Annotated in this window: 15 protein-coding genes; 3 read left to right on the forward strand and 12 right to left on the reverse strand. The window is 73.3% G+C overall.

Annotated features, from left to right (window positions below):
* Positions 1-25: 25 nt before the first annotated feature.
* Positions 26-175 (reverse strand): hypothetical protein, encoded by a 150-nt coding sequence (locus OG871_RS11260; RefSeq protein ID WP_371496470.1) that lies wholly within the window; start codon positions 173-175, stop codon positions 26-28.
* A 170-nt stretch (positions 176-345) separates the two neighbouring features.
* The gene (locus tag OG871_RS11265) at positions 346-2880 is read right to left on the reverse strand and encodes a collagenase (RefSeq protein ID WP_371496472.1); all 2535 of its coding nucleotides are present in this window, start codon (positions 2878-2880) and stop codon (positions 346-348) included.
* Between the two features lie 290 nt (positions 2881-3170).
* On the opposite strand from OG871_RS11265, the gene OG871_RS11270 reads away from it, so the two are divergent.
* Complete coding sequence (locus OG871_RS11270) at positions 3171-4883, forward strand: alkaline phosphatase (RefSeq protein ID WP_371496473.1); 1713 nt, start codon at positions 3171-3173, stop codon at positions 4881-4883.
* A gap of 87 nt (positions 4884-4970) precedes the next feature.
* Here the strand turns inward: OG871_RS11270 and OG871_RS11275 are convergent, their stop codons facing one another.
* The 4 genes from OG871_RS11275 to OG871_RS11290 form a co-directional block, all read right to left on the reverse strand.
* Entirely contained in the window at positions 4971-5447 is a 477-nt protein-coding gene (locus OG871_RS11275) for an N-acetyltransferase family protein (protein WP_371496475.1), read from the reverse strand.
* On the reverse strand, positions 5444-8119 hold the full coding sequence (locus OG871_RS11280) for an MXAN_6230/SCO0854 family RING domain-containing protein (RefSeq protein WP_371496476.1): 2676 nt from the start codon (positions 8117-8119) through the stop codon (positions 5444-5446). Before OG871_RS11280 ends, OG871_RS11275 begins: the two co-directional genes overlap by 4 nt.
* A 156-nt stretch (positions 8120-8275) precedes the next feature.
* Positions 8276-9136 carry an ABC transporter permease gene (locus OG871_RS11285; protein WP_371496477.1) on the reverse strand — a complete coding sequence of 287 codons (861 nt, stop codon included), beginning with the start codon at positions 9134-9136 and terminating at the stop codon, positions 8276-8278.
* Positions 9133-11877 carry an alpha/beta fold hydrolase gene (locus OG871_RS11290; protein WP_371496479.1) on the reverse strand — a complete coding sequence of 915 codons (2745 nt, stop codon included), beginning with the start codon at positions 11875-11877 and terminating at the stop codon, positions 9133-9135. Before OG871_RS11290 ends, OG871_RS11285 begins: the two co-directional genes overlap by 4 nt.
* Positions 11878-12012: 135 nt before the next feature.
* On the opposite strand from OG871_RS11290, the gene OG871_RS11295 reads away from it, so the two are divergent.
* Positions 12013-12393 (forward strand): VOC family protein, encoded by a 381-nt coding sequence (locus OG871_RS11295; protein WP_371496481.1) that lies wholly within the window; start codon positions 12013-12015, stop codon positions 12391-12393.
* Positions 12394-12627: 234 nt separating this feature from the next.
* Here the strand turns inward: OG871_RS11295 and OG871_RS11300 are convergent, their stop codons facing one another.
* From OG871_RS11300 to OG871_RS11325, 6 genes are all read right to left on the reverse strand, one after another.
* The gene (locus tag OG871_RS11300) at positions 12628-12990 is read right to left on the reverse strand and encodes a hypothetical protein (protein ID WP_371496482.1); all 363 of its coding nucleotides are present in this window, start codon (positions 12988-12990) and stop codon (positions 12628-12630) included.
* A 454-nt stretch (positions 12991-13444) separates the two neighbouring features.
* Positions 13445-13753, reverse strand: coding sequence for a hypothetical protein (locus tag OG871_RS11305; RefSeq protein ID WP_371496484.1), 309 nt, complete (start codon positions 13751-13753; stop codon positions 13445-13447).
* A gap of 20 nt (positions 13754-13773) precedes the next feature.
* A complete protein-coding gene (locus OG871_RS11310; RefSeq protein ID WP_371496485.1) occupies positions 13774-14229 on the reverse strand; it encodes a GNAT family N-acetyltransferase in 456 nt (151 codons plus the stop codon).
* 11 nt (positions 14230-14240) lie between these two features.
* On the reverse strand, positions 14241-15179 hold the full coding sequence (locus tag OG871_RS11315) for an RluA family pseudouridine synthase (protein WP_371496487.1): 939 nt from the start codon (positions 15177-15179) through the stop codon (positions 14241-14243).
* A 69-nt stretch (positions 15180-15248) separates the two neighbouring features.
* Positions 15249-15950 carry a signal peptidase II gene (gene lspA / locus OG871_RS11320; RefSeq protein ID WP_371496489.1) on the reverse strand — a complete coding sequence of 234 codons (702 nt, stop codon included), beginning with the start codon at positions 15948-15950 and terminating at the stop codon, positions 15249-15251.
* A 96-nt stretch (positions 15951-16046) separates the two neighbouring features.
* A complete protein-coding gene (locus tag OG871_RS11325; protein ID WP_371496491.1) occupies positions 16047-16559 on the reverse strand; it encodes a TraR/DksA family transcriptional regulator in 513 nt (170 codons plus the stop codon).
* A gap of 637 nt (positions 16560-17196) precedes the next feature.
* Here OG871_RS11325 and ileS point away from each other — a divergent pair.
* Positions 17197-20325 carry an isoleucine--tRNA ligase gene (ileS, locus tag OG871_RS11330; protein WP_371496493.1) on the forward strand — a complete coding sequence of 1043 codons (3129 nt, stop codon included), beginning with the start codon at positions 17197-17199 and terminating at the stop codon, positions 20323-20325.
* The last annotated feature ends 3 nt before the right edge of the window (positions 20326-20328 follow it).

Consider the following 20328-nt stretch of genomic DNA (forward strand, 5'->3'; position numbering starts at 1 on the left):
GGGGCGACCGCCCGTTGGACGCCGATCACCCGGTGCACCGGGCCCGCGGGGTTTCGGGCCGGCGGGCCTGCAGGATCGGACAGACGGTCTCCCGGGTGAGCAGGCGCCGGAGGAACTCCGGGCCGGAGACGGCGGGGTACTCGGCGAACCGGTTGGCACGCGAGTGCACGATCACGATTGCGAGGCAGGCGGTATCCGGCACCCGGCACCTGATGTCGGGGCTGAATGGTGGGGAATATCACCCGACCCCCGGCCGGAGGAAGGCACACTCACCACAGGCGACGGGCGCCCTCCCACCCGGATGCCGGGTGGGAGGGCGCCGTCGTGTCCGTGGTCGGGCCGGGGTCAGTACTCGACCTTCATGGTGACGCCGCCGAAGGTCTGCGCGGCGTAGAGGCTGAAGTACACCCAGCCGGAGGGCGGCGTGGCGACGGTCAGGGACTCGGCGTTGCCGACGGCGGTGGACTTGCTGACGTACGAGCCGGTGGTGGCCCAGTTGGTGCCGTTGTAGTACAGGTCCGCGTTGCCGGTGCCGCCGCTGCTGGTGAGCCGGAGCTGCTTCACCCCGGCGGGGAGGTAGGCGAACATGTAGCTGTAGTTGCCCGTCGTGGCCGTGACGCCGGTGCGGCGGCAGTTCTTGTCGTACTGCCGTACGTCCGGCGCGCTGCACAGCGGCAGTCCGGCCACCGCGAAGGCCTGGCTGCGGGTGGCGGTGGCGCCCTTGTCGTCGGTCACGGTCAGGGTGACGGTGTAGCTGCCGGCCGCGGTGTAGGTCTTGCTGGGGTTGGCCGCGGTGGAGGTGGTGCCGTCGCCGAAGTTCCAGGAGCGGGCTGCGATGGTGCCGTCGGGGTCGGTGGAGGTGTCGGTGAAGGTGACGGACAGGTCGCTGACCAGGGCCGTGAACGCCGCCACCGGCGGCTTGTTGGTCTGCGTGCCGGGGTTGCAGGCGCCGGTGTTGCAGGCGGTCAGCCAGGTGTCGAAGTCCGCGTTGTAGCGGGTGCCGATGGTGCTGGTGAGGTAGGTACGGGCGCCGGCCCAGTCACCGCTGCGGTACTTGGCGAGGACGGCGCTCATGTCGGCCCAGTGCCGTTCGACCATGTAACGGACCGCCAGGTAGCCCCAGTTGTAGATGCGGGCCTGGTCGGCGTTGTCGTAGGTGGTGTCGAAGAGCGTGCTCAGGGTGTAGGTGTGCCGGCCGGCCTGGGTGATCGCGTCGTCGTAGCGCACGCCCCGGTAGGAGTAGGAGACGTACTCCGCGAGGCCCTCGCTCCACCAGACGGTCGGCGTGGCCGAGCCGGCGTCGAAGTCGCCGTACATGTCGTAGCGGCCGTCGAGGTAGTGGGTGTACTCGTGGTTGAGGTTCCAGACCTGGAAGCCCGGGCGGACCCACTCGGCCTCGTAGGCGATGAAGCGGGGCTGGTTCCCGGCCGCGGCCGGGTCGCCCTCCAGGTACATGCCGCCGTTGTTGGTGGAGATGCCGAAGATCGGCCCGGCGTAGGTCTGGTAGTCACTGCTGGAGTGGAAGACCACGACCTCGATGGTGGTGTTGCCGTCGTTCGCGACCGGCCCGTTGTCCTTGAGGACGCTGTGGAAGTAGGCGTCCTGGTTGACCAGGCTGGTGCAGGTGGCGGCGAGGTCGGCCGCGCCGACCTGCTGGGCGACGATCCTGATGCTGGGGCTGCAGGTGTAGTTGATCGTCAGGATGGCGGCCCGGAGCCGGGGACCCAGGTTGCAGGTGCCGTAGTACGAGCAGTTGGCCTGGTCGTAGGTGTCGGTCGCGACCGCGAGGTTGACCCAGAGCGCGGAGCTGGCCCCGGTGATCGAGCTGCGGTCGAGCAGGCTCTTGACCTGCGGGCGGACCTTGGTGAGCAGGGACGGGTAGTTCAGGAAGCGGCCGAGCTCCAGGCCGGAGTTGGCCGCCAGGTAGCCGCGGTCGGTGCCGAGCAGCGCGAAGTTGGTGACGGCGAAGTTCACCAGGGTGTCGGTGATGCTCGGGTCCGCCTGGACGGCGGCCTGGTAGTCGGCGTTCTGGTGGCCGCGCCACAGCACCGTGTAGGTGTTGTTGACCGCGTTCACCATCGACCAGCTGCTGTTGTAGGTGCTGTTGTAGCCGTTCAGCAGGCGCTTGACGACGGACAGGTACCGGGCGTTCTCGCCCGCGCTGTCGATCAGGATGACGGCCTCGGAGAGGGTCGCGCCGTTCGCCTCGGTGACGTCGCCGGAGTGCGCGGAGGCGTAGAAGGCGTCGAGGGCGGCCCGGGTGGCGGTCTTCAGCGGGGTGCCGTAGGCGCCGACGTCCGCGGGGTGGTACCACTGCACGTAGTACCCGGCCCGCAGGAAGAGCACCAACTGCCCGGCCGACGTGGTGTTGTCGCCGGGGTAGGCCGCGGACACGTCGCGCAGCGCGTTGGCGACGCTGACCATCTGCGCCTCGCGGAAGACCGCGTTGGCGTCGGCGCCGAGCAGGCCGAAGAGGGTGTTGACGCAGTCGACCGGCACCGACTTGACCTGCTGGACCAGGGCGCTGCCGGTCTTGGACGCGAAGTCGGAGACGTTGCAGCTCGCCGCGGCGAGCGCCTGCGGCGCGGCCTGGGCCTGGGCCTTGGGCTTGGCGTAGTCGGTGCGGGCCGCGGAGTCGGCGGCGGTGCGCGGGGCCCGCTGCGAGAGCGGCACGGTGCTTCCGAGGTGCTGGTCCTCCGTCAGGAGGGTGCCGCTGGCGGGCCGGGGTGCGCCCGCGGAGGGTGAGGCCGGCGCGGGGGAACGGCCGGCGGTCGGGGTGGCGGCCTGGCTCTGGGGAGAGAACAGGCCGAAGGCGAGGCAGGCGGCGACGGCCGTGGTGAGCAGGCGCGCCGAGTGCGCGGTTGTCCGGAAGGATCTCACGGTGGGGGCCTCCGGGCCGGTGATGTGGCCGCGCGCGGACGCGGCCGTGAAAGGTGGGGGGTCGGCCGGATGGGGGGGGCGGCCGGGGGGAACCTCGGCAGGCCGGAGCGGTTGGGGCCGCGCCCGCCCGCCGACAGCGGGTGTGACATGTACCATTGCACGTATCACATGGCGATGGAAGACCTCATGCGGCCCCGGGTCGCCCGCACGCGCCACCCATAGCGGAACAAGCAGGTCGAAGCCCCCGAACCGGGCAGGCCGACCACCGGGTGAAGAGTCGACGAACAGTCATGCGCGGGGACTGGACAGCTGATTACCGGCTAGTAGCCTTTGGCGACGTGACTGAGCCCACCGATGCCCTCTCCGTTTCCCGGCCGCGCCGCCGCCGGGTCCTCAAGGCCGCCGTGCTGACCGCCGGCGCCGTCGCCGTTCCGCTGGGCCTGGGCGGGGCCACCGCCACCGCCACCGCCGCGCCCGCGCCGCAGTTCCTGCACGGCCTCGCCTCCGGTGACCCGCTGCCGGACGGCATACTCCTGTGGACCCGGGTCACCCCGACCCCGGACGCCGTCCCCGGCTCCGGCAGAGGCCCCGACGTCGAGGTCGGCTGGCAGCTGTCGACCGACAGGTCCTTCACCGCCGTCGTGGCGAGCGGCACCGTGACCGCCACCGCCACCACCGACCACACGGTCAAGGCCGACGTCCGCGGACTGCGGCCCGACACCGACTACTGGTACCGCTTCACCGCCGACGGCGTCACCTCGCCGGCCGCCCGCACCCGCACCACCCCGGCCGCCGACGCCGCCCTCTCCCGCCTGCGGCTCGGGGTCGCCTCCTGCGCCAACTGGGAGGCCGGCTACTTCTCCGCCTACCGCCACCTGGCGGCCCGCGGCGACCTGGACGCCTTCCTGTTCCTCGGTGACTACATCTACGAGTACAAGTCCGGCGAGTTCTGCGCCCGCGGCAGCGTGGTGCGTCCGCACGAGCCCGCCCACGAGATCACCACGCTCGCCGACTACCGGACCCGGCACGGCCGTTACAAGACCGACCCGGACCTCCAGGCCCTGCACGCCGCCGTCCCGACCATCGCGATCTGGGACGACCACGAGTTCGCCAACGACGCCTGGTCCGGCGGCGCGGAGAACCACACCCCCGGCACCGAGGGAGTCTGGGCGGACCGCGTCGCCGCGGCCAAGCAGGCCTACTTCGAGTGGATGCCGGTCCGCCCGTCCGTCGCCGGCACCACCTACCGGCGGCTGCGCTACGGCAAGCTCGCCGACCTCCACCTGCTCGACCTGCGCTCGTTCCGCTCCGAGCAGGTCAAGGTGGGCAACGGCGATGTCGACTCCGCCGACCGTACCCTGACCGGCCGCCAGCAGCTCGACTGGCTGAAGTCCGGTCTCTCCGCCTCCGACACCACCTGGCGCCTGATCGGCAACGAGGTGATGATCTCCCCGGTCGCCTTCCTGTCGCTGCCCGGCTTCCTGCTCCGTCCGCTGGCCAAGCTGCTCGGCCTGCCCGGCGAGGGCATCGCGGTCAACACCGACCAGTGGGACGGCTACACCCACGACCGCCGCGAACTGCTCGGCCACCTCAAGCAGAACGGCATCACCAACACCGTCTTCCTGACCGGCGACATCCACTCCGCCTGGGCCGCCGACGTCCCGTACGAGGCCGCCACCTACCCGGCCTCGGGCAGCGTCGCGACCGAGTTCGTGGTCACCTCGGTCACCTCGGACAACATCGACGACATCCTCAAGGTCCTCCCGCAGACCGTCTCCCTGGTCGGCGTCGCCGCCCTGGAGGCCGCGAACCGGCACATCAAGTGGATCGACCTGGACTCGCACGGCTACGGCGTCCTGGACATCACCCCGCAGGCCGCGCAGATGGACTTCTACGTCCTGTCCGACCGGACGAGGAAGGACGCCACCTCCAAGTGGACCCGCTCGTACCGGACCCGCTCCGGCACGCAGCAGATCGAGCGGGTGTACTCCCCCGTCAAGTGACGCACCGCCGGCCGCGCCGCTCCCCCTCCGGAACGGGGAGGGAGCGGCCGGTCCCGTCACCGGGCCGGGCCGCCGCCGGGCGGTGCGTCAGGCCGGTTCCACGGCAAGGCTGTAGCGCTGCTTCTCCTTGCGTGTGGCACCGAGCCGGTCGTAGAAGCGGATCGCGCCCTCGTTCCAGGCGGGGGTGTTCCACTGCACCTCGTCCAGCTGCCGGGCCCGGGCCTCGGCGAGGACGGCGTCGATCAGCCGGGCTCCGAGGCCGAGACCGCGGTGCTCGTCGCGCAGGTACAGGCAGTCCAGGTGCAGATACGGCCGCCCCTGCCAGGTGCTGAACTCCTCGGTGCAGGTGGCGTACCCGGCCAGCGCGCCGCCGGGCAGCTCGGCGACCAGGCAGCTCAGCCTGGGCTCGGCCCGCTCGAAGAGCTCGCCCACCAGCAGCTGTGCCAGAGCGTCGGCCGGGGGCGCGGCCCGCTCGTACGCCGCGTGCTCGGCCGCGAGTACGGCCACCGCGGGAAGGTCGGCCGGTACCGCCGGGCGCACCCGCGGCAGGTCGGTCGCGTTCATCGGCTCTCCTGCGGGGCGAAGCGGGCGACCAGGTCACCGGCGGCGAGCCGGCGGAAGGTGTCGGGAGCGGCGTCGAGCGGGCCCTGATAGAGGCGGTAGCCCGTTCCGGAGAGGGCCGGCGGGGCGGGGAGGTCGCCGTCGACCAGCCCGAGGAAGGCTTCGGTGCCGGCCAGCCGGGCGGAGAGCTCGGCACCGGACGTCCGCCGCTCGGCGTCCGGGGAGCGCAGGGCGCGCAGCCGGGCCGCGAACGCGTCGACCGGCTCGCTCTCACCGCGCCGCCAGGTCCGGACGGTGGCGCCGTCGCGGCCCCGGACGAGGACCTCCCGGGAGCCGGCCGCGGCCACCGCGCAGGCCAGGTCCCAGAGGGTGGCCCGGGCGCCGGGGGCGAAGTGCGCGAGGACGTCGGCGCAGAGCTGTCCGACCTTCTCCTGATGGCGGCGGACGTCGTGGAAACCCACCGTGGCGGCGGTGTTCAGATCGGTCCAGGTGTACCGGCGCTCCGCCAGGTCGACGATCATCGGGACACAGACCTTCGCCGCCCCCGCCAGGTCCATCCGCTGGCGGACGGCCTTCGGGTCGAAGTGGGTCTGTGCGGCCGGGAGTTCCATGAACCCGGTGAAGGCGTCGGTCAGTTCCTCGAAGGCGACGTCGTTGTAGCTGAAGACGACCACCACGGCGTGGCGGGCGCCCGCGGCACCGAGCCGCGCCAGGTCCAGGTCGACGAACTCGGTCGCGCCGTGCGGCGGCGGCGCGTCGACGAAGTCCCCGGAGTGGACGGCGGCCCGGTCCCGGTACACCAGGGCGGTGTAGTCGCACAGGCCCACGAACCGCCAGTCGGCGTCGTAGAGGGCGATCGACAGGTCGAGGTCGACCCTGAGCCCCTCGGGTTGCGTCCAGTGCAGGAACAGTCGCAGCGCCGCGCCGTCGGGCAGCGGCTGGACGCTGCCGCGCGGTACCGGCACCAGCACCTTGGCGGCGGCTCGCTCCGCGAACGGGACGACCAGGTCGGCCAGTCCCTCGTCCAGCAGCGCCGTCTCGTACCGCTCGGCGCCGGCGCCGGCCCGCCGCACCAGCTCGGCCTCGATCAACGCGCAGACCGGGGCGCTGAGTTCGGCCGGGACGACGACGCCGTGGTCCTCCCGGGCGTGGGCGAGCGCGACGGTGCCGCGCGGGAAGTACAGCCGCCGCTCGCCCTGGACGCGCGGGCCGCGCAGCCGTCCGTACGCGCCGAGCAGCGGGCCCGGCGCCACCGGGCGCAGGGCCGCGGCGACCGTCCGCAGGAAGGAGTCGGGCAGCGGGGTCCCGGGGGCCATGATGGCGTGCACCCGCAGCAGGTGGTGCAGGCGGCGGGTCAGCTCGCCCGGCCGGGTGGCCAGCAGTTCGGTGGCGCCGGCCAGGTCTCCCGTGGCGAGCAGTGTCTCGACCCGGCCCGCGAAGCCGGTGAACCCCAGCCGGGTGGTCCGCCCCGGGCCGGAGTCCACCCGCAGCGGGGCGGGCGGGTCGAGGAGCTCGGCGCCGGCCGGGTGCGCGTCCAGATCGGTCTGCCGCAGCAGCGCGAATGCGGCGGCCACCGTGGGGTGGCGGCGGCGGTGCTCGGACGGGTGCAGCAGTTCGCCGGCCCGCAGCCAGGCCTGGCGGCGGCGCCGCAGGTCCTCGGCGAGCTGGGCGAGCGGCAGCGCGTCCAGTGCGGCGAGCAGCGAACGGCGCAGCGGGCGGGGCAGGTTGCGCAGCCGGGGCGCGTTCGCGGGCAGCAGGTCGGGTTCGGCCCCGGACAGCGCCCAGAGCAGCCGGAGCACGTCATTCGCGGTGTCGATCCGGGCGAGCAGCAGGGCCTCGGCCTGCTGCGGCGCGCGGCGGACCAGGGCGGCGAGGACGGTGGCCTTGGTCTCCCGGACGGGGATCTCCTCGGGCAGCCGGTCGGCGAGGTCCGCGGGGGCGAGGGCGAGCAGGGCGGCGAGGTCCTCGCGGTCCTGCGGGGAGAGCGGGGTGCGGCGGGTGAGCAGCAGGTCGAGCTCGGCGAGGGCCGCGGCCGACGGGTCGGCGCCCTGGGCGAGGTTCAGCGGGACGAGACTGCGCTGCTGGACGGCCGGTGCGACGATGCGGCGCGAGAAGGGGCGGCGGCCGGGGCCGAGCCGGCGCCCGGCGGCCAGTTCGGTGCCGCAGACCGGGCAGCTGCGCACCGGGCCGTCCGCCTCCAGGGCCTCCAGGCAGTCGGCGCAGACCAGGTGGGCGCAGGGCGCGAGGGCTCCGATGCCCGCCTGGGCGCCGGTGCGGCCGCACCACACGCACGGCTGGTTCGGCTGGTTCAGCAGGAACTGGCGCATCTGCTCGGAGAAGTGCCGCTGGGCGTCGTCGGGCACGCTGTCCGGGAAGTCGCGGAACAGCGGTCGGTGCCGCCGGTCGGCGCCGTGCAGGGTGTCGATCCGGGCCAGCAGGGTGCTGCCGAGCAGGGCGAGGTCGGCGGGGCGCAGGTGGGCCAGCGCGGTGCGCAGCGGGGCGGTGAGCACGTAGCCGCGCTGGAGCAGGTCGCCGTCGAGGGCGGTGAGTCCGGCGCTGCTCCAGGTGTCGGCCGCGGGCTGCCCGAGCTGTTGCGGCACGTGGACGGCGCCGCGGCGGCGGAGCAGGAAGGTGTCGAGGTCTGCGTCGGCGACGGCCTGGGCGGCGCTGGTCATGCGGGTGGGCCCCCTGAGGACGAGAAGAGCGGGGCGGAGAGTGGGCGCACTCGGTTCATTTGGAGTGAGTGAGAAGGAAGCGCGCCGCGGAGCCGCCCCGCGTCCGCCCACCCTAGCCCAGCCGTCGGGGCCCGCCGAGCGGATTTCCGGGGCCGGTCAGGACACCACGTCCTTGCGGGCGAAGCCGCGGAACGCCAGCGCCAGCAGCACCACGGAGTAGCTGACGGAGAGCGAGACGCCCTGCACCATGCCGCCCCACTCCAGCTGCGGTTGGAGCGCGTCCGCCCAGGCGTACTGCCAGTGGGCGGGCAGCCACTCGCGCAGTCCGCCGAGAGCGGTGATGGCGTCCAGGACGCCGGTGACGATGGAGAGGAAGACGGCCCCGCCGACCGCGCCGAGCGGGGCGTCGGTGGCGGTGGAGAGCCAGAACGCCAGGGCGCCGACGACGAGTTCGCTCAGCACGACGAAGGCCACCGCGAGCGCGAGCCGGGGCAGCGCGACCGAGGCGGGCAGGCTGACGCCGGTGGGCAGCCTGAGGTCGCCCCAGCCGTACGCGGCGGTGCCGACCGCGAGCCCGACCAGGGGCAGCAGGACGACGGCGGCCGCCGAGAAGGCCAGCCCGACGGTGAACTTGCGGGCCAGCAGCCGGGCCCGGGGCACCGGCGCGGCCAGCAGGTAGCGCAGCGAGGACCAGCTGGCCTCGGAGGCCACCGTGTCGCCGCAGAACAGCGCCATCGGGATGACCAGCAGGAAGCCGGTGCCCATGAAGAGCAGGGTGGCGGCGAAGTTGGGCCCGGAGGCGGTGGCCAGCTCGATGAAGCTGGTCCGGTCCGCGCGGCCGGGCGGGCCGCCGATCTGGAAGGCGGCCAGCACGATGAGCGGCATCGCCGCGAGCACCCCGCCGATCACCATGGTCCGGCGGCGGCGCAGTTGGCGGACGGCCTCGACCCGCAGGGGCAGGGTCCGGCCGGGGCGGTAGCCGGGGGCGGCAGCGGTGGCGGTGGCGGTGGCGGTCATGCCGTACCTCCGATCAGTGACAGGAACGCGTCCTCCAGCCGGCGGTGCGGCCCGAAGCGTTCGACCGGTACCTCCAGCCGGACCAGTTCGACCAGCAGGGCGCCGGCCGTCAGGCCGTCCAGCCGGACCAGCAGCCCGCCGTCGACGGCGTCGGCCGAGCCGACGCCGGCCAGGGCGGCCACCTTGTCGGCGGCCACCGCCCGGGCGTCGGCGTCGTAGGCCGCGGGGGTCGCGACCATGAGCTGCTCGCCCGCGCCGACCACCTCGCCGATCGGGCCGGCGGTGACCAGCCGGCCGCGGTCCATCACGACCAGGTGGGTGCAGCTCTGCTCGATCTCGGAGAGCAGGTGGCTGGAGACGATGACGGTGCGTCCGGCGGCGGCGTAGCGGATCATCACCTCGCGCATCTCGCGGATCTGCGGCGGGTCGAGTCCGTTGGTCGGCTCGTCGAGGATGAGCAGTTCGGGCAGGCCGAGCATGGCCTGGGCGATCGCCAGGCGCTGGCGCATGCCCTGGGAGTAGGTGCGGACCGCGCGGTCCAGGGCCTCGCCGAGGTCGGCGATGGCGAGCGCCTCCGCGAGGTGGGCGTCCTCGGCCGGGCGGCCGGTGGCCCGCCAGTACAGGTGCAGGTTGGCGCGGCCGGTGAGGTGCGGCAGGAAGCCGGCGCCCTCGACGAAGGCGCCGACCCGGGAGAGCACCGGGGCGCCGGGGCGGATCGCGTGCCCGAAGATCCGGATCTCGCCGGCGTCGGGGCGGATCAGGCCCATCAGCATCCGCAGCGTGGTGGTCTTGCCCGCGCCGTTCGGCCCGAGCAGACCCAGCACCTGCCCCTGTTCGACCCGGAAGGCCAGATCGCGGACGGCGTACCGGTCGGTGGCGCCGCGGTAGCGCTTGCCGAGGCCGGTGATCTGCAGCGGCACCCCGGCCAGGGCCGGGTCGGGTGCCCGGTGGCCGCCGCGGCGGCGGACGAGCAGCAGCAGCGCGGCGGCGGCGAGGGCGAGCAGCGGCAGGACCCAGGTGCGGGCGGGCAGCGGGGCGGCCTCGGTGCGCAGCCCGTCCACGGTGGGTGCGGTGAGCGGCCCGGCGGCGGAGATCCGGTAGGTGGCGGGCTCGCCGGGCGAGGCGTACGCCAGGTCGGTGGTGGCCAGCACCAGGCGCAGCCGGTGGCCGGACTCGAAGGTGTGGTCGACGGCGGGCAGGGTGATGTCGACCGTCCGGCCGGCGGGTGCGTCGGCGCCGGTCACCCGCAGCGGGGCGACCAGTTGCTGGGGCAGCGACTGCTTGCCGTCCGGGCCGAGGTCGTAGAGCTTGGCGAAGAGCACGGCGTCCGGCCGGTCGGCGTGCACGGTGATCGTGGTGGTGGGGGCGCCGGTGAGGTGCAGGCTGCCGGTCAGCGGAGCGGAGTCGAAGCCGGCGTACTGGCCGGGGAAGTCCAGGGCGAGGCCGGCGCCGAGCGCGGAGGCCTGGGCGAGGGCTCCGATGCCCGGCACGGTGGAGATGTTGGGCGGGGTGCCGCCGGGCGGGTTGGCGATCTCCTGCTCGCGGCCCGCCAGCTGCACGGTCCGCGAACCGCTGCCGGCCAGTCCGGGGTAGGCGTCGGCGTCGGCGCCGCGCAGGACGGCCTGGAAGCCGGTGGAGTCGACGCCACCGGTACGGGTGACCCGGAAGGCGGGGCCGGTGTCGGTGCCGGTCTGCTGCTTGAGGTAGTGGTCGAACCAGGCGGTGACCCGGGAGTCGACCCGGGCGCTGCCCTCGGTGCCGCCGTCGTGGCCGCCGGCGAACCAGTCGACGGCCACCGGGGCGCCGTTGGCGGCGACGGCGCGGGCGATCCGGTCGCCCTGGTCGAGCGGGAAGAGCGAGTCCTGCTGGCCCTGGACGACGAGCGTGGGCACCTTGATCCGGTCGGCGACCGAGGACGGGCTGGACCTGTCCAGCATCGCGACGGCCTCCGGGTCGGCGTGCCCGGCGGTGGCGACCCGGTTGTACATCGCGCACAGGTCGTCCAGGAACCGGCCGCAGCCGATCGGGCCCTGCGGCGCGGCGCCGCGGCCGTCGCCGGCCAGGTCGCCGGCCGAGCCGGTGGTGAAGAAGATCCCGGCCCACAGCTTCTTGAACACGCCGTCGGCGGCGCCGTCTCCCCGGACGGCCTGCGGGAAGAGCGCGTCGGCCAGGTTCCACCAGGTGATCTGGGTGGCCACCGAGTCGATCCGGGGGTCGTACGCGGCGCCGAGCAGTGCGACCCCGCCGCCGTACGAGGCGCCGGTGATGCCGACCCTGGGGTCGCCGGGAGCGTCCAGCCGCACCTCGGGGCGCTGGGCCAGCCAGTCGACCAGGTGCCGGACGTCCTGCACCTCGCGGTCGGGTGCGTTCAGGCCGATCCTCCCGCCGGACTTGCCGAAGCCGCGGGCCGACCAGGTCAGCACCGCGTAGCCGGACCGGGCGAGCTGCTCGGCGCGGGCCTGCTCCCCCTCCTTGGAGCCGCCGAAACCGTGTGCCAGCAGCACGGCGGGGCGTGGGCCGGACCCGGTGGTGAAGAAGGAGGTGTCGATCGGGACGGTGGTGGCGCTGCCCGGGGTCTCGGCCAGGTCGAGGAAGCGGTCCTCGCGGTGCACCGCCGGCGGGGACCCGGAGGCCGCCACCGTGCCGAGCCCGCCCAGCACGGCGACCAGGGCCAGCAGCAGGCCCGCCACCACCGCCCGCCGGCCCTTCGGCCACCTCCGCCATGCCCCACCGAGACTCATGGATCACGATCCTATTCATCGCTTCGGTAGGGAGGTCGTAAGAGAACCCGCCCGGGAGCGGGCGAGGCCGCCACCCGGGGCCCCTCGCTCGAAATCGCTGGACCACCCGCCGTGGCCGCCGCCATAGTGGCGGGCATGGCCTCTCTCGTCCGTCATGTGACCTTCGACTGTCACAACCCCTACGCGCTGGCCACCTTCTGGTCCGCCGTGCTGGACGCCCGGATCCACCCGGACGACCGGCCGGGTGACGAGGAGGTCCTGGTCGAGGCCGTGGGGCTCGGTCTGCTCTTCATCGCCGTTCCCGAGGGCAAGACCGTCAAGAACCGGCTCCACCTGGACATCCAGCCGCAGGACCGCACCCGCGACGAGGAGGTCGAGCGCCTGCTCGCGCTCGGCGCCGCCCTGGTCGACGACCGCCGCAACCCGGACGGGACCGGTTGGGCCGTCCTCACCGACCCCGGGGGCAACGAGTTCTGTGTCGAGCGCAGCGTCGCCGAACGCGCCGCGGCCGGCTGAACGGCCCCGGGTCCGGCCGGACCCGTCGGGCTGTGCGGGCGCTCGCGCGGGGAGCGTCAGACCGCGTCCGCCGACGCACAGGCCCGGACCCCGACCACCGAGCCCGACGGAACCCCGCACCCCGCGACGACCGTGCCGGCCGCGGCAGCGGCCACCGCCGACGCGACGCCTCGCCGCCACCTGTCCATCTCCCCCGCCTCCGGATCCTGCCCTCGCGGTGCTGCGCCGAGGCCGCTACCGCCGGTCGCGGCCGCCCGCGGCCCGGCCCTCGGCCGCCCGCTCCTGCTCCTCGCGCTCCTCGATCATCTTCTCGGCCCGTGCCTGCGACCGCTCGCGCTCCTCCGGGCTCATGTTCTCCGCAGCCGCTCGCATCTCGTCGAGCCGCGCGCCGATGGCGCCCAGGTAGCGCTCGGACTGGACGGCCTCCCGCATGCCGACCCGGCCGCTCAGGATGTCCTTCGCCATCTCCTGGAGCTGCGGCCCGACCGAGGGGTTGCCCGCGATCGTCCGCAGTGCCTTGTGCAGCGAGGCCGCCTGCGCGGGGTTGTCGGCCGTGTCCAGCAGCTCGTCGTCCGAGATCTCGTACTCCGACGCCATGGCCGGCCTCCCTCTGCTTCCACTGCCGTCAACTGATCGGTACGGCGGCACCCTTGGACGTCCGATCATATTCCGTCCCGATCGACCCGGTCGTCCCTCGCACCGGAGGCGGGCGGCGGCTCGTGGAATCCGCCGGACAGACGTCCGGCACGCCGACCGGTACCCACCGGATCGTGCCGGTACGTACCGTGCGGGGCACTCCGCAGTCAACGCCCGGGGTGTGCCCGCGTTCTGACTCCTCGCCAGCCTGCCCGCCACCGTCCTCGCGGCCCTCGCCACCGGCGGGCTCGTCAACCGAGCACTGCGGGGCCCGTCACCCGTCGCCCGGACCGGCCGTCAGCAGGGCGCTGAAGCCCTCCCCTTCCCGCCACCCTCCGAAGCGCAGGGCCACCATCGTCCCCGCGGCGTCCTTGCAGTAGGACTCGTCGGACTCCCGGGCGTCCGGGCACGGCCGTCAGCCCTGGGCGACGGCCGCCGCCCGGTAGCGTTCCCTCGCATCGGCCACCGGCCCGGCCGCCCGGTACTCCTGCCAGATCTCGACGTGCCGGTCGTCCTCGTCGCAGCCGCCCGACTCGACCGGGCCCACCGGTTCCAGGCCGTCCGGGGGCGCGGGCAGGACGTGCTCGGCGATCAGCCGGGGGCCGAGCCGCTCGTCGGCGGCGGAGCAGCCGTACAGGCCACCGGTGACCGCCCACCAGACACCGGCCGCCGCCAGCAGCGCGCCGGCCAGCATGCCCGCCTCGACCCGCCTCGCGATCTTCATGAGGCGGCAGCGTAGCGGCCCTACAGCACCCGGGTCATCGTCCGGTGGTCAATGCCCGCGTCCTGGTAGACCGGGCCCTCGGCGGCGTAGCCGAGGCGCTCGTAGAAGCCCAGGGCCTGGACCTGCGCGTGCAGTTCCAGCTCGACGGCCCCGCGCTCGCGCGCGGCCCGCTCGATCGCCCGGACCAGCTCCGCGCCGAGGCCGGTACCCCGGGCGGCGCGGTGCACGGCCAGCCGGCCGAGCAGCACCCGGCCGTCGACACCGGTCAGCTTGAGCGCGTCGGCGCCGTGGATCAGCCGTCCGGTGCCGAGCGCCGCGCCGTCGTCGGCGACGGCGAGCAGGTGCACCGCGGTGGCGTCCAGGTCGTCGTACTCCAGCTCCTCGGGCACGTTCTGCTCCACCACGAAGACCGCGTGGCGGACGGCGCGCACCAGGGCGAGGTCGGCGGGGCCGACGGCCTCACGGATCTCGGTCATGCCGGGCTCCCTCAGCTCTCCGAGGAGATGATGTCCAGGGCCTTCTGCAGGTCGGCCGGGTACTCGCTGGTGAACTGCACCCACTCGCCGTCGGACGGGTGCTCGAAGCCGAGCTGGACGGCGTGCAGCCACTGCCGGGTCAGCCCGAGCCGCTTGGCGAGCGTCGGGTCGGCGCCGTACGTGAGGTCGCCGACGCAGGGGTGGCGCAGCGCGGACATGTGCACCCGGATCTGGTGGGTGCGGCCGGTCTCCAGCTTGATGTCCAGCAGCGAGGCGGCCCGGTAGGCCTCGATCAGGTCGTAGTGGGTGATGGACGCCTTGCCGTCGCGGGTCACCGCCCACTTCCAGTCGGAGCTGGGGTGGCGGCCGATCGGGGCGTCCACGGTGCCGCTCATCGGGTCCGGGTGGCCCTGGACGAGGGTGTGGTACTTCTTCTCGGTGATCCGGTCGTGGAACTGCCGCTTGAGGTCCGTGTAGGCGCGCTCGGACTTGGCGACCACCATCAGGCCGGAGGTGCCGACGTCCAGGCGGTGCACCACGCCCTGGCGCTCGGCCGCGCCCGAGGTGGAGATCCGGTAGCCGGCGGCGGCGAGCCCGCCGATCACGGTGGTGCCGGTCCAGCCGGGGCTGGGGTGGGCGGCGACGCCGACCGGCTTGTCCACGACCACGATGTCGTCGTCGTCGTGGACGATCCGCATGCCCTCGACGTGCTCGGCGACGATCCGCACGGGTGCGGCGGGGGCGGGGATCTCGACCTCCAGCCAGGATCCGGCGGTCACCCGGTCCGACTTGCCGGCCACGGCCCCGTCGAGCGTCACCTTGCCGTCGGCGGCCAGCTCGGCGGCCTTGGTCCGGGAGAAGCCGAACATCCGGGCCAGGGCGGCGTCGAGTCGCTCGCCCTCCAGGCCGTCGGGAACGGGGAGGCTGCGGGTCTGCGCTGCGGTACTCACCCGTACGAGTATGCCGGACCGCGGGCGGGCGCCCGACCGGCGGGAGCGGCCGGCCCGGCGGCCGGCCGGCTACTCGGGGTCGGCCGTGCCGTCCTTGGCCGCGGCGTCGGACTTGGCCGGCTGGTGGGTGGTGCCGTCCGGGTTGGAGCCGCGGAAGGAGAGCAGGACGACCAGGATGCCGCCGCAGACGATCGCCGAGTCCGCGAGGTTGAAGACCGCGAAGTGCTGCACCGAGATGAAGTCGACGACGTGCCCGCGGAAGAAGCTGGGCGAGCGGAACAGCCGGTCGGTGAGGTTGCCGAGGGCGCCGCCGAGCAGCAGGCCGAGCGCGACCGCCCAGGGCAGGCTGTGCAGGCGGCGGGCGATCCGCCAGATCACCACGATGACGGCGGCGGCGATGGCGGTGAAGACCACCGTCATCGCCTGGCCCATGCCGAAGGCCGCGCCGGGGTTGCGGATCACCTGGAAGGTCATGATGTCGCCGACCACCCGGATCACCGAGTGGTCGGGCTCCAGCCGGGCGACCACCAGCAGTTTGGAGACCAGGTCGATGACGTAGGCGAGCAGCGCGACGGCGAGCAGCACGCCGACCCGCCGGCGGCGGACCCGGGCGCGGGCTCCGTCGGCGGCGGTGGCCCCGACGGGCGCGGCGGAGGGCTGGGCGGACTCGTCCACGGCGGTCTCCGGCTCGTGCGGTGCGCGCGCGCCGGGGACGGCGTCGTCCTGGGTCTGGGGGGAACCTGGAGTGCTGATGATCCGCTCCGCTGCCATGTACAGATGGACTGGCCGAATGGGCCGACGTTACGGGGACGAGCGTACGGCAATGACCTGCCCGACCGCCCGTCTCCCGTCATCCGGGGCCGGGTGTCAGCGGCGTTCCTGCTTCGCCTTGCACGTGACGCAGAGCGTCGCCCGCGGGAAGGCCTGCAGTCGGGCCTTGCCGACGGCCTGGCCGCAGGACTCGCAGACGCCGAAGCCGACGCCTTCCAGCCGGAGCAGGGCCCGCTCGGTCTGGGCCAGGCTGTCGCGGGCGTTGTTGGCCAGCGACAGCTCGCTCTCGCGGTTGATGTTCTTGGTGCCGGCGTCGACCTGGTCGTCCCCCGCGCCGTCGTTGGAGTCGCGCATCAGGCCGGCGATGGCCGCCTCCGAGGCCTCGATCTCGGCGCGCAGGCGCTCCAGGTCGCTGCCCAGCTCGGCGTGCAGCTCGGCCACCTCGGCGGCCGTCCACGGGTCCTCCCCCGGGCGGACCGGCAGCTCGGCCGGGTCGACCGACTCCGCGCCACCGCCACCGCGCGCACCGGTGGCCGCCGGTACGTGGGTGCGGCTGGTGGTCACGGAATGACCGGTGGTGGTGCTGGTCTTACGCCGTGTAGTGCTCACGGTCCCCTCCCCTGAGTCGCCTGCCACAGCCTTGCGCGCCCGCTTGGTGGCGGTACCCGCACCTGTTGCCTTCTCAGCCATGGCTTCGACCTCATTTACGAATAATTCGAACCGCCGGTTCCCGGCGGTCTCCGGTGCCGGAACGATAATCCCCATCGAATCCGGTCACAACGGGACATACCGATGCGCTCCTCCGAACCCACTCGGGCAGCCGTGACCGCTCGGCCCGCACCCCGTTGCTGCCCCAAGTTGTGCCCAGATCGTCATCCGCTAACCTCACGGCGCGTAGCGAAGCTCCGCCCGGCCGTGCCGCCCGCACCGGGCGGGTCACGCAGCAAAAGGTGGTTGCCCGGGCCGATACACTGGTGCCTGCAAGGCGCTGATGGGACGAGTACCGACGTACGCAGCCACGAGCGACCCGGGGACGGTGTGAGCCCGGGGGTGTGCGCGGCGGGAAGATCACCCCGGAGCCGCCGGAGGAAAGGCCGCCCAGCGGCCGAGTAGAACCGGCAGCAAGCCCTAAACAAGAGGGCCGCAGCCTCATCGCGGTCAAGGAGGGTGGTACCGCGGGACGGCATGCCGTCTCGTCCCTCCGTCGGAAGCCAGTCCACGCATCCGCCGGAGGTAGACGCCCCCCATGGCCAGCTACAACGCCGTCCCCGCGCAGGTCGACCTGCCCGCGCTCGAGCACCAGATCCTCAGCTTCTGGCAGGACCAGAAGGTGTTCCGGCGCAGCCTGGAGCAGTCCGAGGGTCGTCCCGAGTGGGTCTTCTACGAGGGCCCGCCGACCGCCAACGGCATGCCCGGCGCCCACCACATCGAGGCCCGCGTCTTCAAGGACGTCTTCCCGCGCTTCCGGACCATGAAGGGCTACCACGTCGCCCGCAAGGCCGGCTGGGACTGCCACGGCCTGCCGGTCGAGCTGGCCGTCGAGAAGGAGCTGGGCTTCTCCGGCAAGCAGGACATCGAGGCGTACGGCATCGCCGAGTTCAACGCCAGGTGCCGCGACTCGGTCACCCGCCACACCGACGAGTTCGCCAAGCTCACCGAGCGGATGGGCTACTGGGTCGACCTCGACGAGGCGTACCGGACGATGGACCCGGAGTACATCCAGTCCGTCTGGTGGTCGCTGAAGCAGATCTTCGACAAGGGCCTGCTGGTGCAGGACCACCGGGTCGCCCCGTGGTGCCCGCGCTGCGGCACCGGCCTGTCCGACCACGAGCTCGCGCAGGGCTACGAGACCGTGGTCGACCCCTCGGTGTTCGTCCGCTTCCCGCTGACCTCCGGCCCGCTCGCGGGCGAGGCCGCGCTGCTGGTCTGGACGACCACCCCGTGGACCCTGGTGTCCAACACCGCCGCCGCCGTGCACCCGGACGTCACCTATGTGGTGGCCACCGACGGCACCGAGCGCCTGGTCGTCGCCGAGCCGCTGGTGGGCAAGGCGCTCGGCGAGGGCTGGGAGACCACCGGGCAGTCGTTCACCGGCGCCGAGATGGAGCGCTGGGCGTACACCCGGCCGTTCGACCTGGTCGAGATCGAGAACGCGCACTACGTGCTGAACGCCGACTACGTCACCACCGAGGACGGCACCGGCATCGTCCACCAGTCCCCCGCCTTCGGCGCGGACGACCTGGCGACCTGCCGCAAGTACGGCCTGCCGGTGGTCAACCCGGTCGAGGCCGACGGCACCTTCGCCGCAGACGTCCCGCTGGTCGGCGGCGTCTTCTTCAAGAAGGCCGACGAGACCCTGGTCGCCGACCTCGGCGCGCGCGGCCTGCTCTTCCGCCACCTGCCGTACGAGCACAGCTACCCGCACTGCTGGCGCTGCCACACGGCGCTGCTCTACTACGCGCAGCCGTCCTGGTACATCCGCACCACCGCCGTCAAGGACGCCCTGATCCGGGAGAACGAGGCGACCAACTGGTACCCGGAGAACGTCAAGCACGGCCGCTTCGGCGACTGGCTGAACAACAACATCGACTGGGCGCTCTCCCGCAACCGCTACTGGGGCACCCCGCTGCCGATCTGGCGCTGCGAGGAGGGCCACCTGTCCTGCGTCGGTTCGCTGGCGGAGCTCTCCGAGCTCACCGGCACCGACCAGAGCGAGCTGGACCCGCACCGCCCGTTCATCGACGACGTCACCTTCGACTGCCGCCAGTGCTCCGGCACCGCCGTGCGGGTGCCCGAGGTGATCGACGCCTGGTACGACTCGGGCTCGATGCCGTTCGCCCAGTACGGCTACCCGTACAAGAACAAGGAGCTGTTCGAGCGGCGCTACCCGGCGCAGTTCATCTCCGAGGCGATCGACCAGACCCGCGGCTGGTTCTACACGCTGATGGCGGTCGGCACCCTGGTGTTCGACCGGAACAGCTACGAGAACGTGGTGTGCCTGGGCCACATCCTGGCCGAGGACGGCCGCAAGATGTCCAAGCACCTGGGCAACATCCTGCAGCCGATCCCGCTGATGGACCAGCACGGCGCCGACGCGGTGCGCTGGTTCATGGCGGCCGGCGGCTCGCCGTGGTCGGCCCGCCGGGTCGGGCACGGGACGATCCAGGAGGTCGTCCGCAAGACCCTGCTGACCTACTGGAACACCGTCGCCTTCCAGGCCCTGTACGCCCGCACCGCCGACTGGGCGCCGTCCGCCTCGGACCCGCGCCCGGCCGACCGCCCGCAGCTGGACCGCTGGGTCCTCTCCGAGCTGAACACCCTGGTCCGCGAGGTGGACGCGGCGCTGGAGGCGTACGACACCCAGCGGGCCGGCAAGCTGCTCTCCGGCTTCGTCGACGACCTGTCCAACTGGTACGTGCGGCGCGGGCGCCGGCGCTTCTGGCAGGGCGACGCCGCCGCGCTGGCGACCCTGCACGAGGCGCTGGAGACCGTCACCCGGCTGATGGCCCCGCTGACCCCGTTCATCACCGAGCGGGTCTGGCAGGACCTGGTCGTCCCGGTCGCGCCCGAGGCGCCGCTCTCGGTGCACCTGTCGACCTGGCCGGTCGCGGACGAGACGCTGATCGACACCGAGCTGTCCCGGCACATGGCGCTGGTGCGCCGCCTGGTCGAGCTCGGCCGGGCCACCCGCGCCGAGTCCGGCGTGAAGACCCGCCAGCCGCTGTCCCGGGCACTGGTCGCCGCCCAGGGCTGGGAGGAGCTGCCAGCCGACCTGCGCGCGCAGATCGCCGAGGAGCTCAACGTCGCCGCCCTGGAGTCGCTCGCCGCAGTGGGCGGCTCGCTGGTCGACACCACCGCCAAGGCCAACTTCCGGGCGCTCGGCAAGCGCTTCGGCAAGGGTGTGCAGGACGTCGCCAAGGCGGTCGCCGCGGCCGACGCGGCCGCGCTGGCGGCCGGCCTGCGCTCCGGCGGCGAGGCGAGCGTCGAGGTGAACGGCGAGACCGTCGCCCTCACCCCGGACGAGGTGATCATCACCGAGACCCCGCGCGAGGGCTGGGCGGTGGCCAACGAGTCCGGCGCCACGGTCGCTCTCGACCTGGCCATCACCCCGGAGCTCAAGCGGCTCGGCGTCGCCCGCGACGCCATCCGCCAGATCCAGGAGGCCCGGAAGAACTCCGGCCTGGACGTCGCGGACCGGATCGTGCTCCGCTGGCACGCCACCGACGAGGAGACCGCCGCGGCCGTCGCCGAGCACGGTGGGCTGGTCGCCGACGAGGTCCTCGCGGTCGACTTCGCCGCCGGCCCGGCCGACTGGGAGTCGCAGACCTTCTCCGACGAGGCCCTCGGCCTGGCCTTCCAGCTGCGCAAGGCCTGACCG

The organism is Kitasatospora sp. NBC_00374, from assembly GCF_041434935.1.
In the GTDB taxonomy this organism is placed as follows: Bacteria; Actinomycetota; Actinomycetes; order Streptomycetales; family Streptomycetaceae; genus Kitasatospora.